A 25,293-nucleotide genomic window follows, 5' to 3' on the forward strand; every position below is an offset into this window, starting at 1 on the left:
GGTGGCGCGTGCGCGGCCTATTTCTTGCCGGAACCGAGGAACAACTCCTTGGCCGTCCCCGGCTCGAACTGGTAGCGGGCGGCCTTTTGCCAGAAATACGTCTTGCCGTCCTCGGTGCCGAGCACCCAGAAATCGAAGTCCCAGTCCTCGCGGCGGTCGCCGTGCTCGTTTAAGGCCAGCCAGCCGGTCACGCCGTACATGCGCTCGCACACCTGGGGAAAAAGCTGCTTGAACCGGGCGAAATCCCCGGTCCCGCCCACGGCCTGGGCCGTGAAAAAGGCCGCCCAGGCGATGTCGTAGGCGGCCACGGCCTGGGTGTCGGGAAAGGTGTCGACCTTGTCCTGGATGCGCTTTTCCGTCAGGGCGTAGACGTTGGCCCCGCCCTCGCCGTAGCGGGGGCTGGCCAGGCGGACCTTCAGGGCGAAGGCGGCGCTTTCGGGGTCCTTGGCGATGGGGTCGTACATGGAGGTGGCGTCGCAGCCGTACCAGGCCACGGCCGCCAGCTCCGGCCGCTTGGCCGCCGCCTTGAGGATGGGCACGATCTCCTCGCCGCCGGCGAAGTAGATGGCCGCCTTGCCGGCCTTGCCGTCCTTTTGCGCCTGGGCCAGCTGCCTGGCCAGGTCGTCGAGGATGGGGGCGAAGTCCTTGCGGTCCGCGGCGAAGCGCGAGCCGGGCAGGGCCTGGCCGCCGAGCTGCTTGAACCGGGCCTTGACGTGCACGACCAGGTCGTCGCCCATCTGGTCGCCGCGCCACAACGGCACGATGGTGCCCACGCCCTCCTGGCGCATGAGCCCGGTGACGGCCTCGGCCTGGTAGGTGTCCGAGGGCGAGAGGCGAAAAAGGTTGTCGCCGCGCTTGGCCAGGGACGGCCTGGAGCTGCCTTGGCTTATCAGCAGGATGTTGTTTTTGTCGGCGAAATCGAGGCAGGCCTCGACCTCGTCGTCGCCGTAGGGGCCGATGACCACCTTGATGCCGCGCCCGGCCAGGGCCTTGAGTTTTTCCAGGGCCTGCTGGGGGGAGCTGCCGGTATTTTCCACGCTGATGCTCATCTGGCCGCCGAAGCCGCCCGCGGCCAGGTAGGCGTTGATGTCGGCCTGGGCCAGATCCAGGGCGACCTTGGAGGTCTTGCCCCGGTCGGCCAGGGCGCCCGAAAGCGGCAGCAGCGCCCCGAAGCCGTACCCGCCCGCCTTTTGGGCGCCGGCCGGCCCGGCCAGGGCCAGCAGCGCCAGCAGCGCGGCCAGGGCCACGGCCACCCGTCCGGTCGATTGCACGAAACGCCCTGCGTTGTTTTTTTCCTGCCCGTTCATGTCCGCTCCTTGGCTTCCGGACCGCGGTCCGGGAAAAGGCGCCTGGCGCCTTCCCGGCCATACCCCCAATGCGGGCAAAAGAAAACCGGACTGACGCCTCCCGATGGCGGGGCGCCCCTCTTTCCAAGGCGCGGCCCTTGTTTTATGGGATCAGCAAGGCGTCCGATCCCGTGATCGATTCCCGACGCGCCCGCAAGGAAGTGTATGGCCGACTCACCCCGCGACGACGACCGGCAGGCCCGTCTGCGCCTGGCCGCCGAAGCCCTGCTGGCCGAGGCCCCCGCCGCCGCGGACGGCACGCTCCTCTCCCCGGTGGACATGGCCCGGCTGATCCACGAACTGCGTGTCAGCCAGGTGGAACTCGAACTGCAAAACGAGGAGCTGCGCCGCACCCAGGCCGAATTGGCCGAAACCCGGGACCGTTACGCCGACCTCTACGATTTCGCGCCGGTAGGCTACTTCACCCTGGACGCCCGGGGCGTGATCCTGCAGGCCAACCGCAAGGGCGCGGTCATACTCGGCCAGGACCGGACACGCCTCGTGGGCAAGCCCTTCCTCGTCTTCGTGGCCCGCAGCGACCAGGCCGCCTTCCACGCCGGCCTGGCCCGCCTGTTCGAATCCAGCCGGCCCGGCAGCTTGGACTTGCGGCTCACCCGCCGCGACGGCAGCCGCTTTTTCGCCGAGATCACCGCCGAACCCCGTCCCGCCATCGTCGCCACGGCCACGCCGGCCAGCCTGCGCATGACCGTCACCGACGTCACCAGCCGGCACGAATCCGACGAGGCCCTGCGCCTGGCGGGCCTCATCGTCGAAGCCAGCCCCGCCTACCTGATCCGCTATCCGGTCGTCGACGGCGAACCCGGACCCGTGGAATACGTCTCCTCCAACATCAAGCGCTTCGGCTTTTCCCGCGAGGACCTTCTCGCCGGAGCCGTCTCGCCGCGCGACCTGGTCCATCCGGACGACCTGGACCGTGTCGAGCAGACCCTGCGCCACAATGCCGCCACCGGCTGCGACGTCTTCAGCCTGGACTACCGCCTGCGGCCGCGCGACGGCCAGGTCCGCCACGTCACGGACCGCATCCAGCTCCTGCGCGACGCCAAGGGCCGGGTCAACGCCGTTCAGGGGCTGACCCTGGACGTGACCGAGGAACGCCTGGCCCGACGGGACCTGGAAACCGTGCTCGACAGCGCCCCCATCCCCATCGTCAAGGTGCGGGTCATGGAGGACGGCGACCGCGTCCTGGACTACCAGAACCCGGCCGCCGCCGCGCTTTTTGGCCCCGACGCCCTGGGGCGGTCGTGCAAGCCCTATCTGTGCAACAAGGAAGCCTGTCCGGCCTTGCGGGCCGATTCGGGCCTGGTGCGCGACCGGGAGTGCGCCATCAAGACCTTGTCTGGCGAACGCATCATGTACAAGACCGCGGCCAAGCTGCCCGACGCGCCCTGCATCATCGAGGCCATGGTCGACGTCACCGAGCTCATGCGCACGCGCGAACGCCTGACCCGGGCCATGGAGGGCGCCGAGGCGGCCAACCGGGCCAAATCCGAATTCCTGGCCACCATGAGCCACGAGATCCGCACGCCCATCAACGGCATCATGGGCATGACCGAGCTCGCCCTGCAAACCGAACTCTCCGACGAGCAGCGGGAATACCTCGACCTGGCCCGCCAGTCGGCCCTGGCCCTGCTCGACATCATCAACGACATCCTGGACTTTTCGCGCATCGAGGCCGGCCGCATGGAGATGGTGCGCGAACCCTTCTCCTTGAGCCAAACCCTGACCCGCTGCCTGCGCCTGTTCACCCCCCAGGCCTCGCGCCAGTGCGACGAACTGGCCCTGACCCTGGCCCCGGACGTGCCCGACAGCCTCATCGGCGACGCCGGCCGGCTGTTCCAGGTCCTGGCCAACCTGGTCTCCAACGGCATCAAGTTCACCAGAAACGGTTTCGTGCGCCTGGCGGTGGAGACGTCCCCGCCCCTGCAATGCCCCCTGGGCAAGACGTTCGAACGGCCGCTGACGCTGCTTTTCGCCGTGTCCGACAACGGCCCGGGCATCCCCACCGACAAGCAGGAACGTATCTTCGACCCGTTCACCCAGCTCGACGGCAGCCTCACCCGGGGCGCCGGCGGCACCGGGCTCGGCCTTTCCATCTGCAAGAGCCTGGTCGGGCTCATGGACGGCCGGCTGTGGGTGGAATCGACACCCGGCGCGGGCAGCACGTTTTTTTTCACCGCCCTGTTCGACCAGCCCCAGGAGGCCACCCGGCTGCTTGTACCGGAGCCGGACGATGCCTTCGCCAGGGAACCGGCACCGCTGGCCCTCAACATCCTGCTCGTCGAGGACAACTGCATCAACCAGCTGGTGGCCAAACGGCTGCTCGAGCGGCGCGGGCATCTGGTCACGGCCGTGGATTCGGGCCTGGCCGCCCTGGAACTGCTGCGGCAATACGCGTATGATTGCGTCCTGATGGACGTGGAGATGCCGGGCTTAAACGGCCTGGAGACCCTTGCCCGGCTGCGCGACGCCTCGGTCTACGGCCCGGCCGCCGCCCTGCCCGTGGTGGCGCTCACCGCCCATGCCGTCAAGGGCTACCGGGAACGGATGCTGGCGGCCGGTTTCGACGATTACGTCTCCAAACCCATCGACATGCGGGAACTGGCCGCCGCCCTGGCCCGGGCGGCGGCCAAGCGCGGCGCGCCCCCGCCCGCCGGCCAGGCCTCGGCGGCCGGGCGCGCCTGACAAGGAGGCCGGCCATGCGGCTTTTCATCGTGGAAGACGACCAGGAGGCCGCCGCCTACATGGTCAAGGGGCTCAAGGAGTCCGGCTACATCGTCGACCATGTGGCCGACGGCCGCGAGGCCCTGTACCGGGTGGCGGCCGAGAACTACGATGCGGTCATCGTGGACCGCATGCTGCCCGGCGTCGACGGCCTGACCATCGTGCGCACCATGCGCTCGGCCGGCAACCACGCCCCGGTGCTCATCCTTTCGGCCCTTGGCGACGTGGACGACCGGGTCAAGGGCCTGCGGGCCGGGGGCGACGACTACCTGGTCAAGCCCTACGCCTTCGCCGAGCTCCTCGCCCGCCTGGAGGCGCTGCTGCGCCGGGGCCGGGCCGACGCCCCGGACACGACGCTCAAACTGGCCGACCTGGAAATGGACCTCGTGGCCCGCACGGTCAAGCGCGCCGGCCGGCCCATCGAACTCAAGCCCAAGGAATTCGCCCTGCTCGAATACCTCATGCGCCACGCCGGCCACGTGGTCACCCGCACCATGCTGCTCGAAAACGTCTGGGACTACTCCTTCGACCCCCAAACCAACGTCATCGACGTGCATATAAGCCGCCTGCGCCAGAAGATCGACAAGGGCCACGACAAGCCGCTTCTGGCCACCATCCGCGGCGCCGGGTACAGCCTGCGTGATTCCAACTAAGCTCCTGCGTTCCTCGACGCTGCGCCTGTCCATCATCCACATGGCCGCCTTCGGCCTGTCGGTGCTGGTCCTTTTGTGGTTCATCTACACCTCCACGGCCGGCTTCATGGAGCGCCAGACCGACGAAACGATCAACGCCGAGATCCAGGGCCTGGCCGAGCAGTACAGCCAGCTCGGGCTCACCGGGCTGATTCGGGTCATCAAGTCCCGGGTGGCCAAGGACAAGGCCGGCTCCAGCGTCTACCTGCTGACGGACTGGAAGTTCAACCCCCTGGCCGGCAACCTGCCCGAATGGCCCAAATTCAAGGACACCGGCTCGGGCTGGTTCGACGCCACCCTGGAGGACACGGAGAATTTCGAGCCCCGGCGCGTGCGCATGCGCTACTTCCTGCTGCCCGGCAACTTCCACCTGGTGGTCGGGCGCGACGTGTCCCAGCGCCTCAAGATGGACCGGCTCATCATGGACGCGCTCCTCTGGGGCCTGGGGCTCACGGTGGTCCTCGGCGGCGTGGGCGGGCTTCTCACCAGCCGCTGGATGCTCAAGCGCATCGACGTCATCAACAAGGCCAGCCGGGAGATCATGGCCGGGGACTTGAGCCGCCGCATCCCCAGCCGCGGGGCCGGCGACGAGTTCGACCGCCTGGCCGGCAACCTAAACGCCATGCTCGACCAGATCACCCGGCTGATGGACGGGGTCAGGCAGGTCTCCAACAACATCGCCCACGACCTGCGCGGCCCCCTCAACCGCATCCGGTCCGGCCTGGAACTGTCCCTGTCCAAGGACCGCTCCCCGACGGAATACCGGGCCGTCATCGAAACCACCGTCGGCGAGATCGACAACCTGCTCATGACCTTCAACGCCCTTTTGACCATCGCCCAGGCCGAATCCGGGGCCCGGCGGCAGGATTTCACCGACATCGACCTGACCAGCCTGGCCGCCGACGCGGCCGAACTCTACGACGCCCTGGCCGAGGAGAAAGACCTCAGCCTGCGCGTATCCCTGGCCCCGGGGGTCCGCGTGCCCGGCAACCGGCACCTGCTCTCCCAGGCCCTGGCCAACCTGCTGGACAACGCCGTCAAGTACACCCCGGCCGGCGGCACCATCACCGTGCTCGTGACCAACCCGGCCACGGGCCCGGAACTGACCGTGGCCGACACCGGCCCGGGCGTGCCGGCCGAGCACCGCGAACTGGTGCTCGAACGCTTCACCCGCCTGGAATCGAGCCGCAACACCCCGGGCAGCGGCCTGGGCCTGTCGCTGGTGGCGGCCGTGGCCGGGCTGCACCAGGCCAGGCTGCTGCTGGCCGACAACCAGCCCGGGCTGCGCGTCACCCTGCGCTTTCCCCGGGCCTGAACCCAAAACTAAATTTTCGTTCATCTTGCGGCAATCCCCCCTCCATGACGCTCCTCTATTCGGTAGCCATCGGACAAGGCGGGAAGCCGGACCGATCCAAAAAAGCCCTAACCAAACCCTCTGTTTTGATGAGCCCTGCGGCTGGCCCCTCCCTTCCGCAACGGCCCATGGTTACTCTCCCCTCCTTACACGAAGCCCCCGCTCCCCGGCGGGGGCTTGCGTTTTTGGGGGAAGCCGTGGCTGGGCCGCGGTGTGCGAAGGCGGTGGCTGGCGGGTGGGCGGCGAAATGGCCGGGGCGTGCGGCGGCGCATTTCCTAACCAGAATTCATGTTGCGGCCATGCCTGGTCCATGGCCCGGTCCTATCTTGCTTCCAACGGCAACGGGGAATCCCCTCTCCTCCCCCGCCGTCCGCCCCTTGTTGTGATCCATGGCCGGCGTCCCCCCTCCCGCCCAAGCCATGGCAACCGCTCCCTCCTCGAACGAAGCCCCCGCCTCCCCCACGGCGGGGGCTTCCTTTTGCCGGCTGCCCTACGCAGAATTCATGCGCCGGCCATTCCCCCTCCATGTTCCGTGGTTAGTTCATACTCGACGGCGACTCCGCCTCCCCTCTGGCGGACCGCCGACAAGGCCGCGACCGGCGCGCACCACGCTGGCCCGACCATATAACTCTCTCTCCTCCCTCCTTGAGCAGGCCCTCGCTTCCCCGGCGAGGGTCTGTGTTTTTTGGGGCCAGGGAAGGTGGGGGCCTGGGAGCCAGGGTCAGGCGGCGGGCCTGGCCGGAATGTTTTCCACGAAAAAGGAGACGATGGCATCGCCGGGCTTGTTGACCAGCTCGTAGCGGGCGGCGCGCCAGGCGGCGAACGGCAGGCCGGCGCACCAGGCCGCGACGGCCCGGGCCTCGTCGGCGCCGCCGGGGTGGCCGGTGTAGCAGACCACGGCCAGGGCCCCGCCCGGGCACAGGACCCGCCGGGCCGCCTCCAGGGCGGCCAGGGTGGTCACGGGCCGGGTGGTCACGGTGGCGTCCCCGCCGGGAAGGTAGCCCAGGTTGAAGACCACGGCCCGCACCCGCCCCCGGTCCGCGGCCGGGACGATGTCGCCGAGCCGCTCGTGCCCGGCGTCGTGGAGCCGGGCCATGTCCGCAAGCCCGGCCGCGGCGAGCCTGGCCCGGGTGCTGTCCAGGGCCGCCGGCTGGATGTCCAGGCAGTGGACCAAACCGTTCGGGGCGACGTGGCGGGCCAGGAACACGGCATCGTGGCCGTTGCCGGCCGTGGCGTCCACGGCGATGTCGCCGGGGCGCAGGATGCGCGCCAAAAGCGCCTGGGAAAAAGTCAGGGCGGCGGTGGCCAGCATGGCGGGCTCGTCACGGCCGGGCGAAACAGGGTTGGCCACCGGGCAGGGCCGCCCCGGTTCGCGCCGTGTCGGTTGGCGGCGGGGTCAGCCGCAGCAGCGCTTGTATTTCTTGCCGCTGCCACAGGGACAGGGGCTGTTGCGGCCAACGGCCGCCCCCCGGGGCGCCTCGGGCGCGGGCGCGGCCGCGGCCCCGTCGTCGCCGGCCAGGCCGTCCACGTAAAACCAGTGCCCGCCCTTTTTCCGGAAGCGGCTGACCTCGTGGAGGGCCATGGGCTCGCCGGCCTTGACGTAGTGGGCGACAAATTCCACCAGGCCCGTCTCGTCGTCCGGGCCGCCGCCTTCGGTGCGCACGACGTCCAGCCCCGTCCAGAGGACGTCGCCACACCAGGCCCGGGTGGCCTCGGCGGAGAACCCGGCCCGTTTGCGGGGAAGCAGGGTCCTTTCCAGGTAGTCCATGTCGCCGCGGGCGTAGGCGGCGTAGCGCGAGCGCATGAGGGCCTCGGCCGTGGGCGCCGCCACGGCCCCGGCCAGGCAGGGGCCGCAGCAGGCGGCAAAGGCGCGGCCCGAGCCGCAGGGGCAGGGTTCTTCGGTCATGGCTTGTCCGGCAGGCCGCGCCGGGGCCGCCCGGCGGGCGGCCCCGGCGCGGCGCGGCTGGGTGATACGGTTAGAGGATGGGCAGATAGCGCTCGATTTCCCACTCGGTGACCTGGGTGCGGTAGGCGTCCCATTCGGCCTTTTTGTTGTCGAGCAGGGCCGTGTGCAGGTGGTCGCCCAGGATCTCGCGCATAAGCTCGCTTTTCTCCAAATTATCCACGGCCTCGCGCAAACTGCCCGGCAGGGAGGCGATGCCCTTGGCCGCCATCTCCTCCTCGGTCATCTTGAAGATGTTCTCCTCGATGGGCGGGGCCAGTTCGTAGCCTTCCTCGATGCCCTTAAGCCCCGCGCCGAGCATGGCCGCGAAGCACAGATAGAGGTTGCAGGCCGGGTCGGGGCTGCGCAGTTCGATGCGGGTGGCCGCTTCCTTGCCGGGCTTGTACATGGGCACGCGCACCAGCGACGACCGGTTGCGCCGGGCCCAGGCGATGTAGACCGGGGCCTCGTAGCCGGGCACCAGGCGCTTGTAGGAATTGACCCACTGGTTGGTGACCAGGGCGAATTCCGGGGCGTGGCGCAAAAGCCCGGCGATGTAGCTCTTGGCCTCGCCGGACAGGTGGTAGGCGTCGGAAGCGTCGTAGAAGGCGTTTTTCGAGCCCCTAAACAGCGACTGGTGGCAATGCATGCCCGAGCCGTTCTCGCCGAAAAGGGGTTTGGGCATGAAGGTGGCGTAGCAGCCGTGCTTGCGGGCGATCTCCTTGACCACCACCCGGTAGGTCTGGGCGTAGTCGGCCATGATCAGCCCTTCCTGGTAGCGCAGGTCGATCTCGTGCTGGCTGGGGGCGACCTCGTGGTGGGAATATTCCACGGCCACGCCCATGGATTCCAGGGCGAAGTTGATGTCGCGGCGCACGTCGTTGGCCAGGTCGCGGGGCGGGGCGTCGAAGTAGCCGCCGCGGTCGAGGATCTGCGGCTCGGAGGAATTGGCGAACAGGAAAAATTCGAGTTCCGGGCCGACATAGTAGGTGAACCCCATGTCGGCGGCTTTTTTCAGCAGGCGCTTGAGCACGTAGCGCGAATCGGCGGCAAAGGGCGTGCCGTCGGGATTTTTCACGTCGCAAAAAAGCCTGGCCACCGGACGGTCCGAAGGGCGCCAGGCCACCAGTTGGAAGGTGGTGGGGTCGGGAAAGGCCACCATGTCCGATTCCTGGATCTTGGTGAACCCGGTGATGGAGGAACCGTCGAAGCCCATGCCCTCCTCGAAGGCGTTTTCCAGTTCCCGCGGCGTGATCTGGAAGCTTTTGAGCACCCCGAGCACGTCGATGAACCAGAACTGGATGAAGGAGACGTTGTAGTCCTTCACGGCCCGCAACACGTCGTCGGCGTTTTTGCAGTGAAATACCGCCATGAATGTGTCCTCCTGTTGGTGTTCCAGCCTCAAAGCCCCAGGCGCTGCGAAACACGCGGCCAGCCGGCCGCAAAAGCAGGCCCTGCCGGCAGCCGCAACCGGCCTTCGTCCATTCCCCTGGGTAGCCCAGTCCGTGACAGGCGTAAAGCCCCATCGCCGCCGGGCAGGACGCACCGCCGCGTCCCGGCCGCAATACGCCTTGGACTGTCCTGGCTTTTTTGATACCCGTGAAGGTAATCCCCAAGAGCGGTCCGGAGGGTGACCATGCCCGTGCAAGCGCCTTTCCAAGCGGCAGACAAGGACGGTATCCTCGCAGAGAAACATGCGATTGTGAACCTGTTACGGGACGGGCACGCGCATGAGGCCGAGGACCTGGCCGGCGACTGGACCCGGCGTTACCCGGACGACGTCTTCGGCTGGAGCGTGCTCGGCTCCCTGCGCCTGACCCGGGGCCTGGCCGCGGCGGCCGAACCCTGCCTGGCCCGGGCCGTGGCCCTGGCCCCGGACGTGGCCGACCTCCACGTCAACCTCGGCCTGGCCCGGGCCGACTGCGGCGACGGCCAGGCCGCCCTGGCCTGCTATGACGCCGCCCTGGCCCGCAACCCGGCCTGCGTCCCCGCCCTGACCAACCGGGGGGCGGCCCTGCAGGCCGCCGGCCGCCTGGCCGAGGCCGTGGCCAGCTACGACGCCGCGTTGCGCCTGTCGCCGGACCATGCCAAGGCCCACTACAACCGGGCCAACGCCGTCAAGGAACTCGGCCAGTTCGAGGAAGCCTTGGCCGGCTACGACCGAGCCCTGGCGCTGGTGCCGGACTACGCCTACGCCCTGGCCGCCCGGGGCATCCTGCGGGCCGAGGCCGGCCAGATGCGCCGGGCCGAGGCCGACGCCCGGGCGGCCCTTCTCGCCGCCCCGGACCTGCCGCAAGCCCTGGACCTGCTGGCCCGCTGCCTGCTCTCCCGCGCGGCCGACCCGGCCGAGGTCCTGGCGCTCGTCGAACGCTCCCTGGCCCTCGACGCCGGCCTCGAGGCCAAGCGCCTTTTCGTGGAATGCCTGCACCGGCTGCCGCCCCAGGAACTCGCGGGCTCCCTGGCCCGGCGCCTGGCCACGGCCCTGGCCGAACCCTGGGATCGGCCCGAACGGCTCGTCCCCGTGGCGGCCCGGGTCCTGGAGCACGACGCCCTGTTGGGCCCGGCCCTGGCCCGGGCCGTGGCGGCCTGGCCGACCAGCCTCGCCCCGCAGGACCTGTTCGGGCCGGATGGCCCGGGAGCCTGCGGCGACAACGGGCTTTTGACCGAAACGCTGGCCGCCGGCCCGGTCTGCACCCTGCCCCTGGAGCGCTTTTGCACCCTGGCCCGCCGCTGCCTCCTGGAGGCGGGCCTGACCGGAAACGCCGCCTGGGAAGCCGACTCCGCCGGGCTGCGCTTTTTCACCGCCCTGGCCGGGCAGTGCCGCGTCAACGAATACGCCTTCGCCGAGGGGGACGACGAGGCGCGGCTGGCCGAGGCCCTGGCCGAGCGGCTGGACGCCGCCCTGCGCGCGGACGGGGCCGTATCGGCCCTGGCCGTCCTGGCCGTGGCCGCCTACCGGCCCGTAAACGGCCTGGCCGGCGCCGAGGCCCTGGCGCGACGGCCCTGGCCGGCGCCCGTGGCCGCAGCCCTGGGCCGCTGGCTGGCCGAGGACGCCGAGGAGCGCGGTTCCCGCGAGGCCATGCCGCGCCTGACGCCCATCGAGGACGAAGTCTCCCGGCGCGTGCGCCGCCAGTACGAGGAAAACCCCTATCCGCGCTGGATACGGGCCGCGCCCGTGGACGAACCCCAGCCCTTCGACGCCTTCCTGTCCCGCCGCTTTCCCTTTTCGTCCTTCGCGCCCCTTGGCCGCCACGACCGCCTGGACATCCTGGTCGCCGGCTGCGGCTCGGGCCAGCACGCCCTGGAGACGGCCCGACGCCTTCGCGGCGCGCAGGTGCTGGCCGTGGACCTGAGCCTGTCCAGCCTGGCCTACGCAAAGCGCAAAGCCCGCGAGCTCGGCGTGGCCAACATCACCTTCGCCCAGGCCGACATCCTGCGCCTGGGCGCCATCGACCGCCGCTTCGACGTCATCGAGTCCACGGGCGTGCTGCACCACCTGCACGACCCCATGGCCGGCTGGCGGGCGCTGCTGGCGCTGTTGCGCCCCGGTGGCTGCATGCGGCTGGGCTTTTACAGCGACCTGGCCCGCCGCGACATCCCCCGCCTGCGCGTGATGCTCCAGGCCAAAGGCTATGTGCCGACCCCCCAGTCCTTGCGGCAGTGCCGCCAGGAACTGTTGTCCCTGCCGGAAACCGATCCGGCACGCCGCCTCTTGGTACAGGATTTCTACAGCATCAGCGGCTGCCGCGACCTCTTCTTCCATGTTTGCGAATCGGCCATGACCCTGCCGGCCATCGCGGCCTTCCTCGACGGCAACGGCCTGCGCTTTCTCGGCTTCGACATCGAACCGGCGACGCTTGCGACCTACAGGGCGCGCTTCCCGAGCGACCCGGCGGCAACCAACCTCGATAACTGGCATGTCTTCGAACGGGAGAACCAGGACACGTTCCTGGAGATGTACCAGTTCTGGATACAAAAGGGCTTGGCCTGATTTTTCCGTTTGCTGCGTATGGATTTCCTCCGGGGTATCGGCTAGCTTGGCGCCATCCGTTGCCAATACTCCATTCAAGCCGCCGGAGAACCGCCATGCGCCGCAGTCTGGCCGCCCACTGCTTTGGCATTGCAATAGTTTTACTTCTTTCGGCTGTCGGAGCACTCCAGGCCGCCACCGCCCCCGTCGGCCGACTCATCGCCACCCAGGGCGACGTACGGCTGCGCCCGGCCGGCGAGGCCGGCTGGGGCGAGGCCGCCCCGGGCCGGGACCTTTTTCCGGGTGACAGCCTGCAAACCGGCCCCGCCTCCAAGGCCGCCGTGCTGTGCGTGGACGAATCGCAAATAAAACTCAACGAAAACACCATATTGGTACTCAAGTCCGCAGCCGTCTCGGCCCGCCTGGCCGGCGGCGGCCTGGTGCCGGCCAAGGCCGCGCCCGACCAGGCGGCCAGCCTCTACGAGGTGCCCCAAGGCGAAGTCTGGCTCAAAAACGAGGCCGAGCGCTTCCGTTTCGAAATGGCCACCCCGGCCATGACCGCCGCCATTCGCGGCACGGAATTCGTGGTGCGGGTGGCCGCCGACGGGTTTTCCTCGGTGGCCCTGCTCGGCGGCAGCCTGACGCTTTATAACGCCCAGGGCGAACTGGCCCTGGCCGCCGGGGAAATCGGCTCGGCCCGGCCGGGCCAGGCCCCGACCAAGCAGGTGCTGGTCAATCCAGAAAACGCCGTGCAGTGGACGCTGTATTACCCGGCCGTGGCCGACCCGGCCCGGCTGCTGGCCGCCGCGCCGCAGGGCCAGGGCGGCCAGACGGCCAGGGCGGCCCTGGCCAAGGCCGGCGCCGGGGACGTGGCCGGGGGCTATGCCACCTTGCGGCGCGACTTTTCCGCTGCCGGCGCCGACGCCGGATCGCTGTGCGCCGCCGCCTACGTGGCGCTCATGGCCGGCGAACCGGCCCAAGCCCGCCAGTGGCTGGCCGCGGCCCTGGCCCGAGACCCCGGCTCCGTCCCCGCCCGGGCCCTGGCCGCCCAGGTCGCGCTTTTCGAAAATCGCCGCGAGGCGGCCGCCAAGGATGCCGACGCCCTGCTGGCCGCCGCCCCGGACGCCCCCCTGGCCCAGGTCACCGGCGGCCTGACCGCCATGGCCGCCTTCGAGCTGCCCCGGGCCAAGGCCCGCTTCGGCCAGGCGTTGGCCCTGGACCCCGCTTTCGTTGCCGCCGCCGTGTACCTGGCCCGCATCGAACTGGGCTCCGACGAGTTGGAAGCGGCCTGGCGCACCATCCGAAAAGCCCTGGACACGGCGCCGGACGAGGCCGTGGTCCTGGCCACGGCCGGTTTCGTGCGCCTGGGGTTCCGTGATTTCGCCGGGGCCGAGTCCTTTTTTCAAAAGGCCCGGGAGCGCGACAACGCCCTGGGCGACGCCTGGCTGGGGCTGGGCTACGTGGCCTTTTCCAGGGGCCAAAAGGGCCTCGGGCTCGAACGGATGCTGGCCGCCACGCTGCTCTCGCCGCGCCTGTCCCTGCTCCAGTCCTCGCTTGGCAAGGCGCTCTACCAGAACCGCGATTTCGACAAGGCCCTGGCCACCTACGACTACGCCGCCCGCCTGGACCCCAACGACCCCACGCCCCACCTCTACAAGGGCATCGCGCTCACCGACCTCAACCGGCCGGGCGAAGCGGTGCGGGAAATAAACGCCTCCATCGCCAAAAACGGCAACCAGGCCATCTTCCGCTCGCGCCTGACGCTCGACCGCGACCTGGCCGTGCGCAACGTCGACCTGGCCCGCTCCTTCACCCTGCTCGGGCTGGCCGACTGGGCCTATTCCAAGGCCGTCACGGCGGTCAAAAACGATCCGCTGAACCCCTCGGCCCACCTGTTCATGAGCACCGCCTACATGGCCACCCGCCAGCGCGTCGGGGCCTCGGGCACGGAACTGCTCCTCTACCGCCTGCTCTCCCCGGCCAACCAGAACACCTTCACCGTCTACAACGACTACACGCCCATGTTCGAGATGCCCTACCTGCGCCTGCAAACCGTGGGCAGCGCGGGCATTTGGGGCAACGGCAAACCGGCCTGGTCGGCCTCGGCCGAGGCCTACGGCGGCGTGCCGGGCCTGGCCGGCGACGTCTACGGCTCCTGGTCCCAGGACGGGGGCATGCGGGACAACAACGGCGACACCCGCTCGCTCTACGGCTTCGCCCAGCTCAAGTGGGACCCGAGCGTGCGCGACGCGCTGCTCGCCGCCGTGACCTCCAACAACACCGACACCGGCGACAACACGAGCCAAAACGACTGGTACTACGCCAACTCGCCCCACCAAAAACAGTTCTTCGACAACAAGAACCTCGAGGCCGGCTACGTCCACCGCTTCGGCCCCCAGGCGACCTTCATCGGCTACGCCGCCGCCACCAGCAACATCTGGGACTGGAAGGACAGCACCTACTATTCCACCACCGAGTCCGACGCGCCCCTGGTGGAATCCTACCGGCAGTACCGGCGCACCCGGCAGCAGTACCTGAGCCTGCAGGCCCAGCAGCAGCTCGTCCTCGGCGACCACACCCTCATGGCCGGCGCCGACTACTTCAGCGGCGAGCTCGACTACCTGCGCAAATCCCGCGACTTCTACGTCTATTACGGCCAGGTCGCCGAGGATGCCTACCACCGCTACCACTACAACCCGGCCAACCGCTCCGGCGGCGTCTACGCCATGGACTACTGGAAGCTGGCCCCGGGCCTGGTGGCCGAGATCGGCCTTGGCTACGACGCCGTGGATTCGCCGCGCTACGGCTGGCCCGACCCCATCCACCGCGAGCTTATAAGCCCCCGGCTGGGTCTCGACTGGCAGATGACCGAGGCCCACACCCTGCGCCTGGCCTTCCAGCGCTATTTGAACACCCACACCCTGTTCCAGTCCGTGATCCAGCCCTCGGAAGTGGCCGGCTTCCCGGCCCGGCTCAACGCCGACGACGGCTCCACGGTCACGGAACTCGGGGCCGGCTGGGAGGCGCAGTGGGACCCGGACACCTTCACCGTGGCCAAGCTCACCTACCACAACGTCGTCAATCCCCAGTACGACCCTTACGCCAGCGGCAACCGGGAGGTCGACGTGACCGTCAGCCGCTACATGGCCACCCTCGGCGTCAACCGCATCCTGGCCCCGTATCTGGGGCTTTCGGCCTTCGGCGTGGCCAAGCGGCTCCTGCCCACCGAGGTCACGGCCCGGCGCTACCCGGCAAACGACTTCTTCGAGGCCGACGGCGTGCTGGCGCTCAATTTCCTGCACGAATCGGGGCTCGGCGCCGGCGTGTCCGGCACGGCCGTGCACCAGTACTACTGCGACAACCGCTACCAAAACGTCTACGGCGAGCGGCGCACGGAAACACTGTTCGGACTGTTGAATGCCCAGGTCTCCTACCAGTTCCCGGGCAAGCGCGGTTTCGTGTCGGTCACCGGCACCAACCTCACGGCCACGCGCTTCACCTACCAGCGCGAGGCCGTGGCCCTGGACGCCTTCTACCCGGACCGGCAGATCGTCTTCAAACTGGGTTGGTACTTCTAGGGCGAAGCCGCGACGCGCCGGGCATCCGCGGCAACGGGTGCCCCTCCCGGCCCGGCGCCGCCACAATCCCTGGCCCCTTTTGCAGGGGCGCGGCATAAGGACTTCCATGGCCGAGGCGACGGGACGGGACACGGGGCGACGGTTGCGGCCACGGGCCGCCCTGCTCGGCGGGCTTGTCGGCGGCTGCCTGTGGGGGCTGCTCGTCCTGGCCGGCGGCACGCCCCAGGGGCGGTCCCTGGAGGACCTGGCCCTGGATGCGGCCTACCTGCTGCGAACCCGAAAAGACCGGCCGGCGGACGTCCTGGTCGTGGCCGTGGACGAGCCCTCCTTCCAGGAGATCGGCCTGTCCTGGCCCTGGCCCAGGCGCCTGCACGCGAGGCTCCTCGACCGCCTGCACCGGGCCGGCGCCCGGGCCGTGCTCCTGGACATGGTCTTCGCCGAGCCGGGCGACCCCGTCGACGACGCGGCCCTGGCCGCCGCCCTGGCCGGCGGCGCCCCGGCCGTGCTGGCGGCGGCGCTGGAAACCGTGGACGACCCGGCTTTTTCGCGGCTGGTGCGCATCGATCCCCTGCCCCTTTTCGCCGCATCCGCCGCCGGGGTGGGCCTGGCCGTGCTGACGCCCGACCCCGACGGCGTGGTGCGCCGCTTCGCCAGCCGCCACGCCGGCTTGCCCACCCTGGCCGGCAGGGCGGCCGGGCTGCTGGCCCCGGACGGCCGGGTGCCTGAGGCGGCCGGGCTCATCGACTATCCCGGCCCGCCGCGCACCATGGACACGGTCTCCTACGCCGCGGTCATCGACCCCGACCATCCCCTGCCCGATTCCCGCATCGCCGGCCGGCTGGTGGTGGTGGGCCGGGCCATGGCCGCCTCGGCCGCGCCGCTCGGGCAGGCCGACACCTTTCCCACGCCCTTTACCCGCCAAACCGGCCAGCCGGCCTTCGGCCCAGAAATCCACGCCGCCATCCTGGCCACGCTGCTGCACGGCGGCCCCGGCCGGGAACTGCCCCCGGGCGCCGCCCTGGCCTGGCTGGGCCTGCTGTTGCCGGTGGGCGGGGCGCTTGTCTTTTGCCTGCGGCCGGTTGCCGCCGCCGCCACCGCCGTGGGCCTGGCCGGCGGCCTGTGCGGCCTTGCGGCCGGGCTTTTCGTCTGGCGTTTTTACTGGCTGCCGCCGGCGCTCGTCTCGGCCGGGCTGCTGGCCACGGGGGCGGCGGCCACCCTCTACCGGGGGCTGGTGGAATCGCGCGAGAAGCGGTTTTTGGCCCGGGCCTTTTCCCGCTACCTGTCGCCCGTGGTGGTGCGCGACCTGGTGCGCCGGCCCGAGCGGCTGGAACTGGGCGGCGAGGAGGCCGAGGTCACGGTGCTTTTTTCCGACCTGGCCGGATTCACCAGCTTTTCCGAGACGCTGGCTCCCAGGGAGCTCATCGCCGTTTTGAACGCCTGGTTCACCCCGGCCACGGACAGCATCCTGGCTGCCGGCGGGACCCTCGACAAGTTCATCGGCGACGCGGTCATGGCCTTCTGGGGCGCGCCCCTGCCCGAACCGCGCCACGCGGCCAAGGCCGTGCGGGCCGCCCTGACCATGGCCGGGGTCATGGAAACGGTTTCGGCCGGGCTTTCCGCCCGGGGGCTGCCGCGCCTGGCCGCCCGCTTCGGCCTGCACGCCGGGCCGGCCGTGGTCGGCAACGTGGGCTCGCGCGAGCGCTTCAACTACACCATCCTCGGCGACACGGTGAACCTGGCCTCGCGCCTGGAATCCCTCAACAAGCAGTACGGCACCACCATCCTCGTCAGCGCGGCGGTCATGGACGCGGCAGGCGACGCCTTTCCCGCCCGGGAGGTCGACCGGGTGCGGGTCAAGGGCCGGGCGGCGGCGGTGGCCGTGTTCGAGCCCCTGGGGCTGCCCGGCACGCCTCTGCCCGCGTATGCCGCGCCCTATGCCGCCGCCCTGGCCGACTACCGGGAACGGCGCTTCGCGGCAGCCCTGGAGGGGTTCGCGGCCGCCGACGCCGCCCGGGGCGGGGACGGCGACGGGCCGGCGCGCGTTTTGGCCGCCCGCTGTCGCCGCTATTTGGCCGCGCCGCCGGCCAAGGACTGGGACGGCGTGTTCGTGCCCGGTGAAAAATGACCGCTCCGCCCCTTGCGACAGGCACTGATTCGTCGTAGTTGTTATGGCAAAAATCCAACGATGGAAGGCAGGTCATGGCCCAGACCCTCTCCGACGACACCTTTGCCCGGGAAAGCGGCAACGTGCTCATCGACTCCCTGGTCTATGTCGGATTGCCCCTGTGGACGCAGGAAACACCATCCTCCGGGCTCACCGTCACCTACGCCTTCATGACCACGCCGCTGGTCCCGGCCGACAACGAGGAAGCCATCGTCGATTTCGCGCCCTTAAACGCCACCCAACAGGCGGCCGTGCGCCTGGTCTACGCCACGTCGGAGCCGCTGACCGGCCTTACCTTCGTCGAAACGTCCAATGCGCTGACGGCCGATATCTCCTTTGGGACGATCGACATCACGGACCCCGGCGTCATGGCCTACACCATGACCGGCTCGACCATAACCAAGGAGAGCAGCGGCCAGGTCACCATCGACCGCCAGGACTACGTCTACCTTGACAACAACGAATACGGCGCCGTCCTGTCCAATCCCCTGCCGGGGACGCTCGGCTACGAGACCATCCTGCACGAGATCGGCCACACCCTGGGCCTCGACGATACGGCCTACACGCAGACCCTGCCGGCCGTCCTGGACAATACGGACTACACGGTCATGTCCTACAACGAGACCGACACCTACAAGAGCAATTTTTCCGTCCTGGACATGCAGACGCTCCAGTACCTCTACGCCGATTCGGGCACCATCCGCTCCTTCGGCGTCATCCCGGTCGTCGGCTGGCCGGACGTGTCCACCTCCCCGAGCCTGGGCGCGACCCTGGCCGTGGGCTAGGGCCAAGGCGCGCCGTGGACTGAGGCCGGGCCGCTTCGCGCATCGGACGCCTGCCTGTCCATCGCATCGCCAGCGCACAGCCCGGCTCCTTTCGTGCGCAGGTCCGTAACGTCCCTCCGATTGTCACAATCCAGACAGCATCGCCTGCCTCGCCGATCACATCCCAAAGGCTTGTCCTTTGCGGCTTGGCGGGGCCGACAAAAACTACAGGGTGGCCTCGCTTTTTTTCATGTTTTTGCCAAGCCATCAAAACAATTTCGTGTAAAAAAAATAAACATCAACACCATTTTTTGGAATAGCTGTTTGCCATGCCTGCTATACTGTTGTATCCATCAACAGAGACATCCACAACTTGTCACATATTAATTATTACTCTTTTCATGCACAGTTGAACTTTATCTTGCAAACCCGCTCGAACTCCCTGTAGACATAGAGTGAGGCATCCTCACCGGGACAAACTGTTTCACCGCATTCCCACGCAACGCAACACGGACGGCATAACCTCGTTTCCGCAAGGGCCTTGCCCAAGGAGCCCACCATGCACCGCCTGTCCACCATCGCCCTGACCGGCGCGCTCCTTCTGGCCGCCCTGCTCGCCTTCGCACCCGCCGCCGCAACGGCCGCCCCCGACGACGATAGCCTGCTCCTGGTCTTGGCGGGCCTGCACCCGCCCCAATCCACCAGCGCCACCATCGGCGCGTCCGGCGGCAGCCTCAAACTGGGGCCGGGCAGCGTCACCTTCCCGGCCGCCGCCTTCGACGCCGCAACCGCCGTGACCCTGCGCCAGGCCACCCCGGAAGCCACCTACGGCCTCACCCCGTCCGGCAAGGCCTACACCCTGGACATGGACGATGCCTGCCTGCGCCAGCCGGCCAGCCTGCAACTGCGCCTGGGCGGCCCGGACCGGCAGGTGGCCGTGGCCCTGAGCGAAACCGTCAGCTTCGCCGCCGACAGCCAAAGCGCCAACCTGCCGGAAATCCAGGTCGGCACGGTCTCCGGCGGCCTGCTGACGCTGCCCCTGCCGGAAAGCGCCGAATGCCCGGCAGCAAGCGCCGGCGCGGCTGCCACCGGCCAGGCACCCGCCGCCGTGGCCACCAAACGGGCCATCACCTTCTGGGCCGTAAGCGGCTTCCGGGCCGAGGTCAGCACCCATTTCTACCTCGTCTACCCCATCGGCATCCTGGGCGAATCCGAGGACTATCCCCAGCTCGTCCTGGACGCCGCCGAGGAGGCCTACACCAAACTGTGCGCCATGGGCTTCGATTTCGCCAGCCGCTTTTCCTGGCCGTTTCGCATCAACATCCTCACGGGCCTGGGCGAACGCGACGGGGAAACCGAACTGCCCCTTTCCGGCAAGCGCTACCAGAGCGTCAACATCAATGCCGCCCTGTGCGTCCCGGGCAAGGAGAAACTCCTCAAGGCCACGGTGGGCCACGAATTCTTCCACGCCGTCCAGAACCTCTACGACCCGCGCTCGGCCCTGGCCATCCGCAACACCCTGTTGTTCAGCCCCCATTTCCTGTGGCTGGCCGAAGCCAGCTCCGTGTGGTTCGAGTCCGTCATGCTCGACGACCCGGCCTACGTCTCCTCGGTCTTTCTCGACAACACCGACATGGCCCCGCGCGGCCTGGAAACGGGCGCGAACCGGACGGAAATGCAAAACATCGGCTACTGGGCCAGCGGCTTCCTGCGTTTTCTGCGCCTGGACCAGGGCTCCGACGCCTTTATTTTCAATCTGTGGACCACCGTGCGCAACCAGGTCGCCGGCACCTCGGGCTACAGCGACCTGCGGGCGCTCATCGACACCGTGGGCAGCGGCATGGCCCTTGGCGGCAAGTGGACCACCTTCGCCACCCGCTTCCATACCCAAAGCACGGGCTATGCCGGCTGGCCCATGCCACCGAGCGACCGCACCTGGTACAACGCCAGCCTGGCCTCGGCCGACATCGCCTCGGACCTGGCGCCCTACAGCGCCCGCAAGCTGCTGTTCGTCTTCAACACCGCCGTGACCTCGCCCGACTACGCCGTAAGCGTGCTCACCCCGCCCGCCAACCTGACCTACGCCCTCTACAAGGGCCGCGACGTCGCCGGCCCCTTCACCTTTCTCGGCAACCTGCGCTTCGGTTATCCCCAGTCCATAACCGCCGCCCTGGGCGACATCTACCTGGTCTCGGTCACCAACACCGACAGCACCGCGCCCTACACCGCCACGGAGCAGGCCGCGGTCCACATCGGCCCCCAGGAAAGCTGCGCCTACTGCCCGGACGTGCCGGCCACGGCCGTCTTCGGCATGACCGTCTATTCGGGCAGCGCCTACAAGTACTGGCGGCCTGCGGCGGGAAGCTCGAACTACTATGCCTCGATCAGTTATTACGACGCGGCAGGGACCAAACCCAAGGATCTGGTCTGCAACTGGCCATCGACCTTCAACATGCGGCTGCACAGCACCTATTACTCCTCCGGCGGCCAGGAATATCTCCTGCCCTATGACACCAATGGCTCAGGCCACGGGACGCATTACTGGTACTACGAGAGCGGCACCCTGTGGTACGAAATGCAGTACAACCACGGCAAGAAGGACGGCGTCTGGCTGGTCAACCACTCCGACGGCCAGCCTGCCTACCGGGGCACCTACGCGGGCGACAAGAAAAACGGGGCCTTCATCAAGTACGACACGGCCGGCACCCCGGTCCTGACCTGCGTCTACGCCGACGACCTGCTGCAATCCGGGCCGACCGACGCCTGCTGGCAGGAATTCGGCAGCCTGTAGGCCGGCAGCGACGTCCGGCCATGGCGCGTCCTGTCGCCTGCAACCGGCTTGCACCCCTGCGCCGCATCGACGGGAACGGCCCAGGGCGCCGGATCGCCGCGACCGGCCCGCTGTGGCCCCCGGGGGCCGTCGCCGCGACCGGCCCGGAGCCGACGACGGGCGCGGGGCGCGACCTGGCCGGGCCATCCCCCATTCGTCATGCAATCGTCACGAAACGCTCACCTTTTCGTCGCCGCTTCGTCGCGCGAAAACGCCCGCCCTGGGCTTGAGTCAGTCCGCCGGCGGCCGGCCCCGGCGGAGGGAGGGATGGAACCGACTCGCATCGAAGCCTCGATCATGTTCAAGCACATGCTCGAACAGAAAAAGGTCCTGTCCGGCCGGGCGGGGGGGGTCCGTCCCCGCGTCGCCCCGCTGCTGGCCGCCGTGCCCGACATCCGGGACGACCGGCTGGCCCTGCTCACCCTGCAGGCGGCCGATTTCCACCTGAAGTTCGCCGGCATCGGCGTGGACGCCGGCATCGCCTGCCTCGGCGCCTGCCTGGACATCGCCCTGGACCAGTTCCCCCAGTCCTTCCCGGGCAAGGCCTTGCTGTGCGTCCAGGAAGCCTCCCCGGGCGACTGCGTGCTGCTGTTCGACCACGGCGGCGAGGACCGCAACGAGCTGTTCTCCTGCTACCTTTCCTACCGCACGGCGGTCCTGCGCACCGTGGCCGAACGGATGGCCGCCCTGACCGGCGAGGGCCTCGAACTGCGCGTCGGCTTCGCCTGCCTGGAGCCGGCGGGCGACGCCCCGGCCGCCACCGCCCTGTTCGCGGCCATGTGCAAGGCCAGGCGCATCTCCCAGCAAACCATCGATCCCGGGGCCTTCCCGTCGCGCGCCGAACTCAAGACCCTTTTTGCCGAAGGCCAGGCCGGCGTGGTCTTCCAGCCCGTCGCCGACCTGGCCACCGGGACGATACTCGGCTGGGAAGCCTTTGCCCGGGGCCGCTCCGGCATCGCCGTCCAGGACGCCCTGCGCCTGTTCGAGATGATCGGCTCCTCGGACCGGGGCCTGGAGATCGAACACGGCCTGTGGCGCACCGCCCTGGCCGAGGTCGGCCCGCTCAAGCCCCGCCAGAAGCTCTTCCTCAACGTCGGCCCGGCCTGCCTGGCCGCCACCGGGCAGCAGGCCTCGGGGTTCGCCCGGCTTGTGGAGGAGTACGGCCTTTCGCGCAACCAGATCGTGCTGGAATTTTCCGAACGCCTGAGTCCCGGCGAACTGACCGTCCTGCCCGAACGCCTGGAGGCCTACCGGGCGCTCGGCTTTGGCACGGCCATCGACGACGTGGGCGCCGGGCAGGCCAACATGATGCTCCTGGCCAGGCTGCGGCCGGACTATTTCAAGGCCGACGTGACGCTGACGCGCGACATCGAGTGCAACCCCTTCAAGCGGGTGATGGTGGAGACGCTGGTGCTCGTGGCCGAGAAAATCGGCGCCCGGGTCATCGCCGAGGGGGTGGAAACGGAGCTGGCCCTGACGTCGCTCGTCTCCATGGGCGTCCACGCCGGCCAGGGCTACCACCTGGGCGCCCCGGCCTATCCCAAGCCCGAGTCCAGCCGGGCCATGCCGCCCAAGGCCGGCTACGGCCAGGTGGCCGCCGGGGACTGGAAATGCGCCTCGCCCATCGGCGAACTGGCCGCGCCCTGCCTGGTGGCCCCCACCGAGGCCTCCATCGGCCAGGTCAAGGACATGCTGGCCGACAAGCCGGTCATGTGCTCGGTGGTCATCCTCGACGGCGACGCCCCCACCGGCCTCGTCATGAACTACAACCTGGACAAGGCGCTCAGTTCCAAGTTCGGCGTGGACCTCTACCACCGCAAACGTGTGGCTCGCCTCATGGACGCCGACCCGTTGTGCGTGGAGCACGACCTGCCCATCGAGGAAGCGGCCCGCCAGGCCATGAACCGGGCGCCGGCCAAGATCTACGACGACATCGTGGTCACGCGCGGCGGGGCGCTTGCCGGTACGGTGTCCGTGCAGAAGATGCTCGACACCCTGGCCAGGGTGCAGGTGGAACTGGCCAAGGGTTCCAACCCCCTGACGGGGCTGCCCGGCAACGTGTCCATCGAGCGGGAATTCTCGCGCCGGGCCGCCGAGGGCCTGCCCTGCTGCATGCTGTACGTGGACCTCGACAACTTCAAGGCCTACAACGACGTCTACGGCTTCAGCCAGGGCGACCGGGTCATCCTGCTGACGGCCCAAGCCCTGCGCGAGGCTGTCGGCAAACACGGCGCGCCCGGGGACTTCGTCGGCCACGTCGGCGGCGACGACTTCGTGGCCATCGCCGAGCGCGACGGCGCCGACGCCATCGCCGGGGCCACGGTGGCGCTGTTCGCCGCCGAGGTCCCGGCCCTCTACGACGCCGAGGACCGGGAGCGTGGCGCCATGCGCGGCAAGGACCGCGACGGCCGCCCCCGGGACTTCCCCCTCATCACCCTGTCCATCGCCATTCTGGACTGCCTGTTCGAGACGCGCGTGAGCTTCGAGGACTTGAGCCACCGGGTGGCCTCGGTCAAAAAGCTGGCCAAGGCCCAGGCGGGCAATTCCGTGGTCCGCGACCGCCGCGCCCCCTTGGGGGCGGCCCTGGCCCAGGCCGACTCGGCACGCGCCCAGAAAGAGGATGGATGCTTCTGCCAGGACAACGACTGAGCGGACTGCCTTTTCGTATCCCCTTGGCCCGTCCAGCCGGGAGGGGGCAACACGGGCCCCGGCGGGGAGCCGCTTGCCTGCGCCCCCGACCGTCACCAAGCCGCCACGCGGCGGTCACGCGCCCGAAAGCCGCCCGGGCTAGCCTCCCTGGGATTGCCCACCGGAAACGGCATACCCCGACCCGCCCAAGGAGCGTCGCCATGAAACGCCTCGTATTGTCCCTCGTTCTGCTCGTGGCCTTTTCGACCCACGCCCTGGCGGCGGAACTGCTCGTCTACACCGCCCTGGAAGACGACCAGATCCCCCGCTACATCAAAAGCTTCAAGGAACAAAACCCCGGGATCGACGTGAAGTTCGTGCGCGACTCCACCGGCATCGTCACCTCCAAACTGCTGGCCGAGAAGGACAACCCCCAGGCCGACGTCATCTGGGGCCTGTCCGCCGTCAGCCTCATGCAGCTTAAGCAGGCCGGCCTGCTCGCCCCCTACGACCCCAAGGAGGGGGCCAAGGTGTCCGCCCAGTTCAAGGACGCGGCCACGCCCCCGGCCTGGTACGGCATCGACGCCTGGATGACCGGCTTTTGCGTCAACACCGTGGAGCTTGGCGCCAAGAAGCTGCCCATGCCCGAATCGTACGCCGACCTGGTCAAGCCCGAATACAAGGGCCTGGTCGTCATGCCCAACCCGGCCTCCTCGGGCACGGGCTTCCTGACCGTCTCGGCCATCCTGCAACTGCTCGGCGAGGAAAAGGGCTGGGCCTACCTCGACGCGCTGCACGACAACATCGGCTCCTACACCCACTCCGGCTCCAAGCCCTGCAAGCTGGCCGGCACGGGCGAGGCCGTCATCGGCGTCTCCTTCGGCTACCGGGGGCTCCAGCAGAAGAAAAAGGGCGAGCCCATCGCGACCGTCTTCCCCAAGGAAGGCTCGGGCTGGGACCTGGAAGCCAACGCCCTGGTCAACAAGGCGGCCATCAAGCCCGAGGCCAAGGCCTTCCTCGACTGGGCCCTGTCCATGGAGGCCATGAAGGAATACGCCCAGAGCTTCGCCGTCACCGGCTACCCCACCGGCACGCCCATCCCCGAGGGCTACCCGGCCGATCCGGGCAAGCAGATGATCAAAAACGATTTCGACTGGGCGGCAAAAAACCGCGACCGCATCCTGGCCGAATGGTCCAAGCGCTACGACGGCAAGAGCGAAGCCAAGAAATAACCCCGTCCCGCGGCCGGGCCGCCTTGTGGCGGCCCCGGCCCGCTTTCCGGA

Annotated in this window: 14 protein-coding genes; 10 read left to right on the plus strand and 4 right to left on the minus strand. The window is 69.0% G+C overall.

Features of this window, described 5'->3' with window-relative positions; genetic code table 11:
• Positions 1–17: 17 nt before the first annotated feature.
• Positions 18–1,307, minus strand: a complete 1,290-nt coding sequence (locus tag ACP59X_RS21345) for an ABC transporter substrate-binding protein (protein ID WP_428562420.1) — start codon at positions 1,305–1,307, stop codon at positions 18–20.
• Positions 1,308–1,511: 204 nt separating this feature from the next.
• Here ACP59X_RS21345 and ACP59X_RS21350 point away from each other — a divergent pair, with 204 nt between their 5' ends.
• Genes ACP59X_RS21350 through ACP59X_RS21360 form a run of 3 tightly spaced genes read left to right on the plus strand, consistent with a single transcriptional unit; the run spans position 1,512 to position 6,095 of the window.
• A complete protein-coding gene (locus tag ACP59X_RS21350; RefSeq protein ID WP_428562422.1) occupies positions 1,512–4,049 on the plus strand; it encodes a response regulator in 2,538 nt (845 codons plus the stop codon).
• 14 nt (positions 4,050–4,063) lie between these two features.
• Positions 4,064–4,741 (plus strand): winged helix-turn-helix domain-containing protein, encoded by a 678-nt coding sequence (locus ACP59X_RS21355; protein WP_428562424.1) that lies wholly within the window; start codon positions 4,064–4,066, stop codon positions 4,739–4,741.
• Entirely contained in the window at positions 4,728–6,095 is a 1,368-nt protein-coding gene (locus tag ACP59X_RS21360) for a sensor histidine kinase (protein WP_428562426.1), read from the plus strand. The genes ACP59X_RS21355 and ACP59X_RS21360 overlap by 14 nt, the downstream gene beginning before the upstream one ends.
• A gap of 760 nt (positions 6,096–6,855) precedes the next feature.
• Here the strand turns inward: ACP59X_RS21360 and mnmM are convergent.
• The 3 genes from mnmM to ACP59X_RS21375 all read right to left on the minus strand — a co-directional run bounded on the left by mnmM (position 6,856) and on the right by ACP59X_RS21375 (position 9,448).
• Positions 6,856–7,446, minus strand: a complete 591-nt coding sequence (mnmM, locus tag ACP59X_RS21365; RefSeq protein ID WP_428562428.1) for a tRNA 5-(aminomethyl)-2-thiouridylate-methyltransferase MnmM — start codon at positions 7,444–7,446, stop codon at positions 6,856–6,858.
• 84 nt (positions 7,447–7,530) lie between these two features.
• Positions 7,531–8,040, minus strand: coding sequence for a YchJ family protein (locus tag ACP59X_RS21370; RefSeq protein ID WP_428562430.1), 510 nt, complete (start codon positions 8,038–8,040; stop codon positions 7,531–7,533).
• A 70-nt stretch (positions 8,041–8,110) separates the two neighbouring features.
• Positions 8,111–9,448, minus strand: coding sequence for a glutamine synthetase family protein (locus ACP59X_RS21375; protein ID WP_428562432.1), 1,338 nt, complete (start codon positions 9,446–9,448; stop codon positions 8,111–8,113).
• A 330-nt stretch (positions 9,449–9,778) separates the two neighbouring features.
• On the opposite strand from ACP59X_RS21375, the gene ACP59X_RS21380 reads away from it, so the two are divergent.
• From ACP59X_RS21380 to ACP59X_RS21410, 7 genes are all read left to right on the plus strand, one after another.
• Positions 9,779–12,067: a methyltransferase domain-containing protein gene (locus tag ACP59X_RS21380; protein ID WP_428562434.1), complete on the plus strand. Its 2,289-nt coding sequence runs from the start codon at positions 9,779–9,781 to the stop codon at positions 12,065–12,067.
• A gap of 95 nt (positions 12,068–12,162) precedes the next feature.
• Positions 12,163–15,624: a tetratricopeptide repeat protein gene (locus ACP59X_RS21385; RefSeq protein WP_428562436.1), complete on the plus strand. Its 3,462-nt coding sequence runs from the start codon at positions 12,163–12,165 to the stop codon at positions 15,622–15,624.
• A gap of 106 nt (positions 15,625–15,730) precedes the next feature.
• Positions 15,731–17,749, plus strand: coding sequence for a CHASE2 domain-containing protein (locus tag ACP59X_RS21390; RefSeq protein WP_428562438.1), 2,019 nt, complete (start codon positions 15,731–15,733; stop codon positions 17,747–17,749).
• 74 nt (positions 17,750–17,823) lie between these two features.
• Positions 17,824–18,573 (plus strand): zinc metalloprotease, encoded by a 750-nt coding sequence (locus ACP59X_RS21395; RefSeq protein WP_428562440.1) that lies wholly within the window; start codon positions 17,824–17,826, stop codon positions 18,571–18,573.
• Positions 18,574–19,111: 538 nt separating this feature from the next.
• Positions 19,112–21,343, plus strand: coding sequence for a toxin-antitoxin system YwqK family antitoxin (locus ACP59X_RS21400; RefSeq protein ID WP_428562442.1), 2,232 nt, complete (start codon positions 19,112–19,114; stop codon positions 21,341–21,343).
• 306 nt (positions 21,344–21,649) lie between these two features.
• Positions 21,650–24,031 (plus strand): bifunctional diguanylate cyclase/phosphodiesterase, encoded by a 2,382-nt coding sequence (locus tag ACP59X_RS21405; RefSeq protein WP_428562444.1) that lies wholly within the window; start codon positions 21,650–21,652, stop codon positions 24,029–24,031.
• Positions 24,032–24,231: 200 nt separating this feature from the next.
• On the plus strand, positions 24,232–25,242 hold the full coding sequence (locus ACP59X_RS21410) for a putative 2-aminoethylphosphonate ABC transporter substrate-binding protein (RefSeq protein WP_428562446.1): 1,011 nt from the start codon (positions 24,232–24,234) through the stop codon (positions 25,240–25,242).
• Positions 25,243–25,293 lie beyond the last annotated feature (51 nt).

This window comes from Solidesulfovibrio sp. DCME (genome assembly GCF_049995385.1).
Lineage (GTDB): Bacteria > Desulfobacterota > Desulfovibrionia > Desulfovibrionales > Desulfovibrionaceae > Solidesulfovibrio.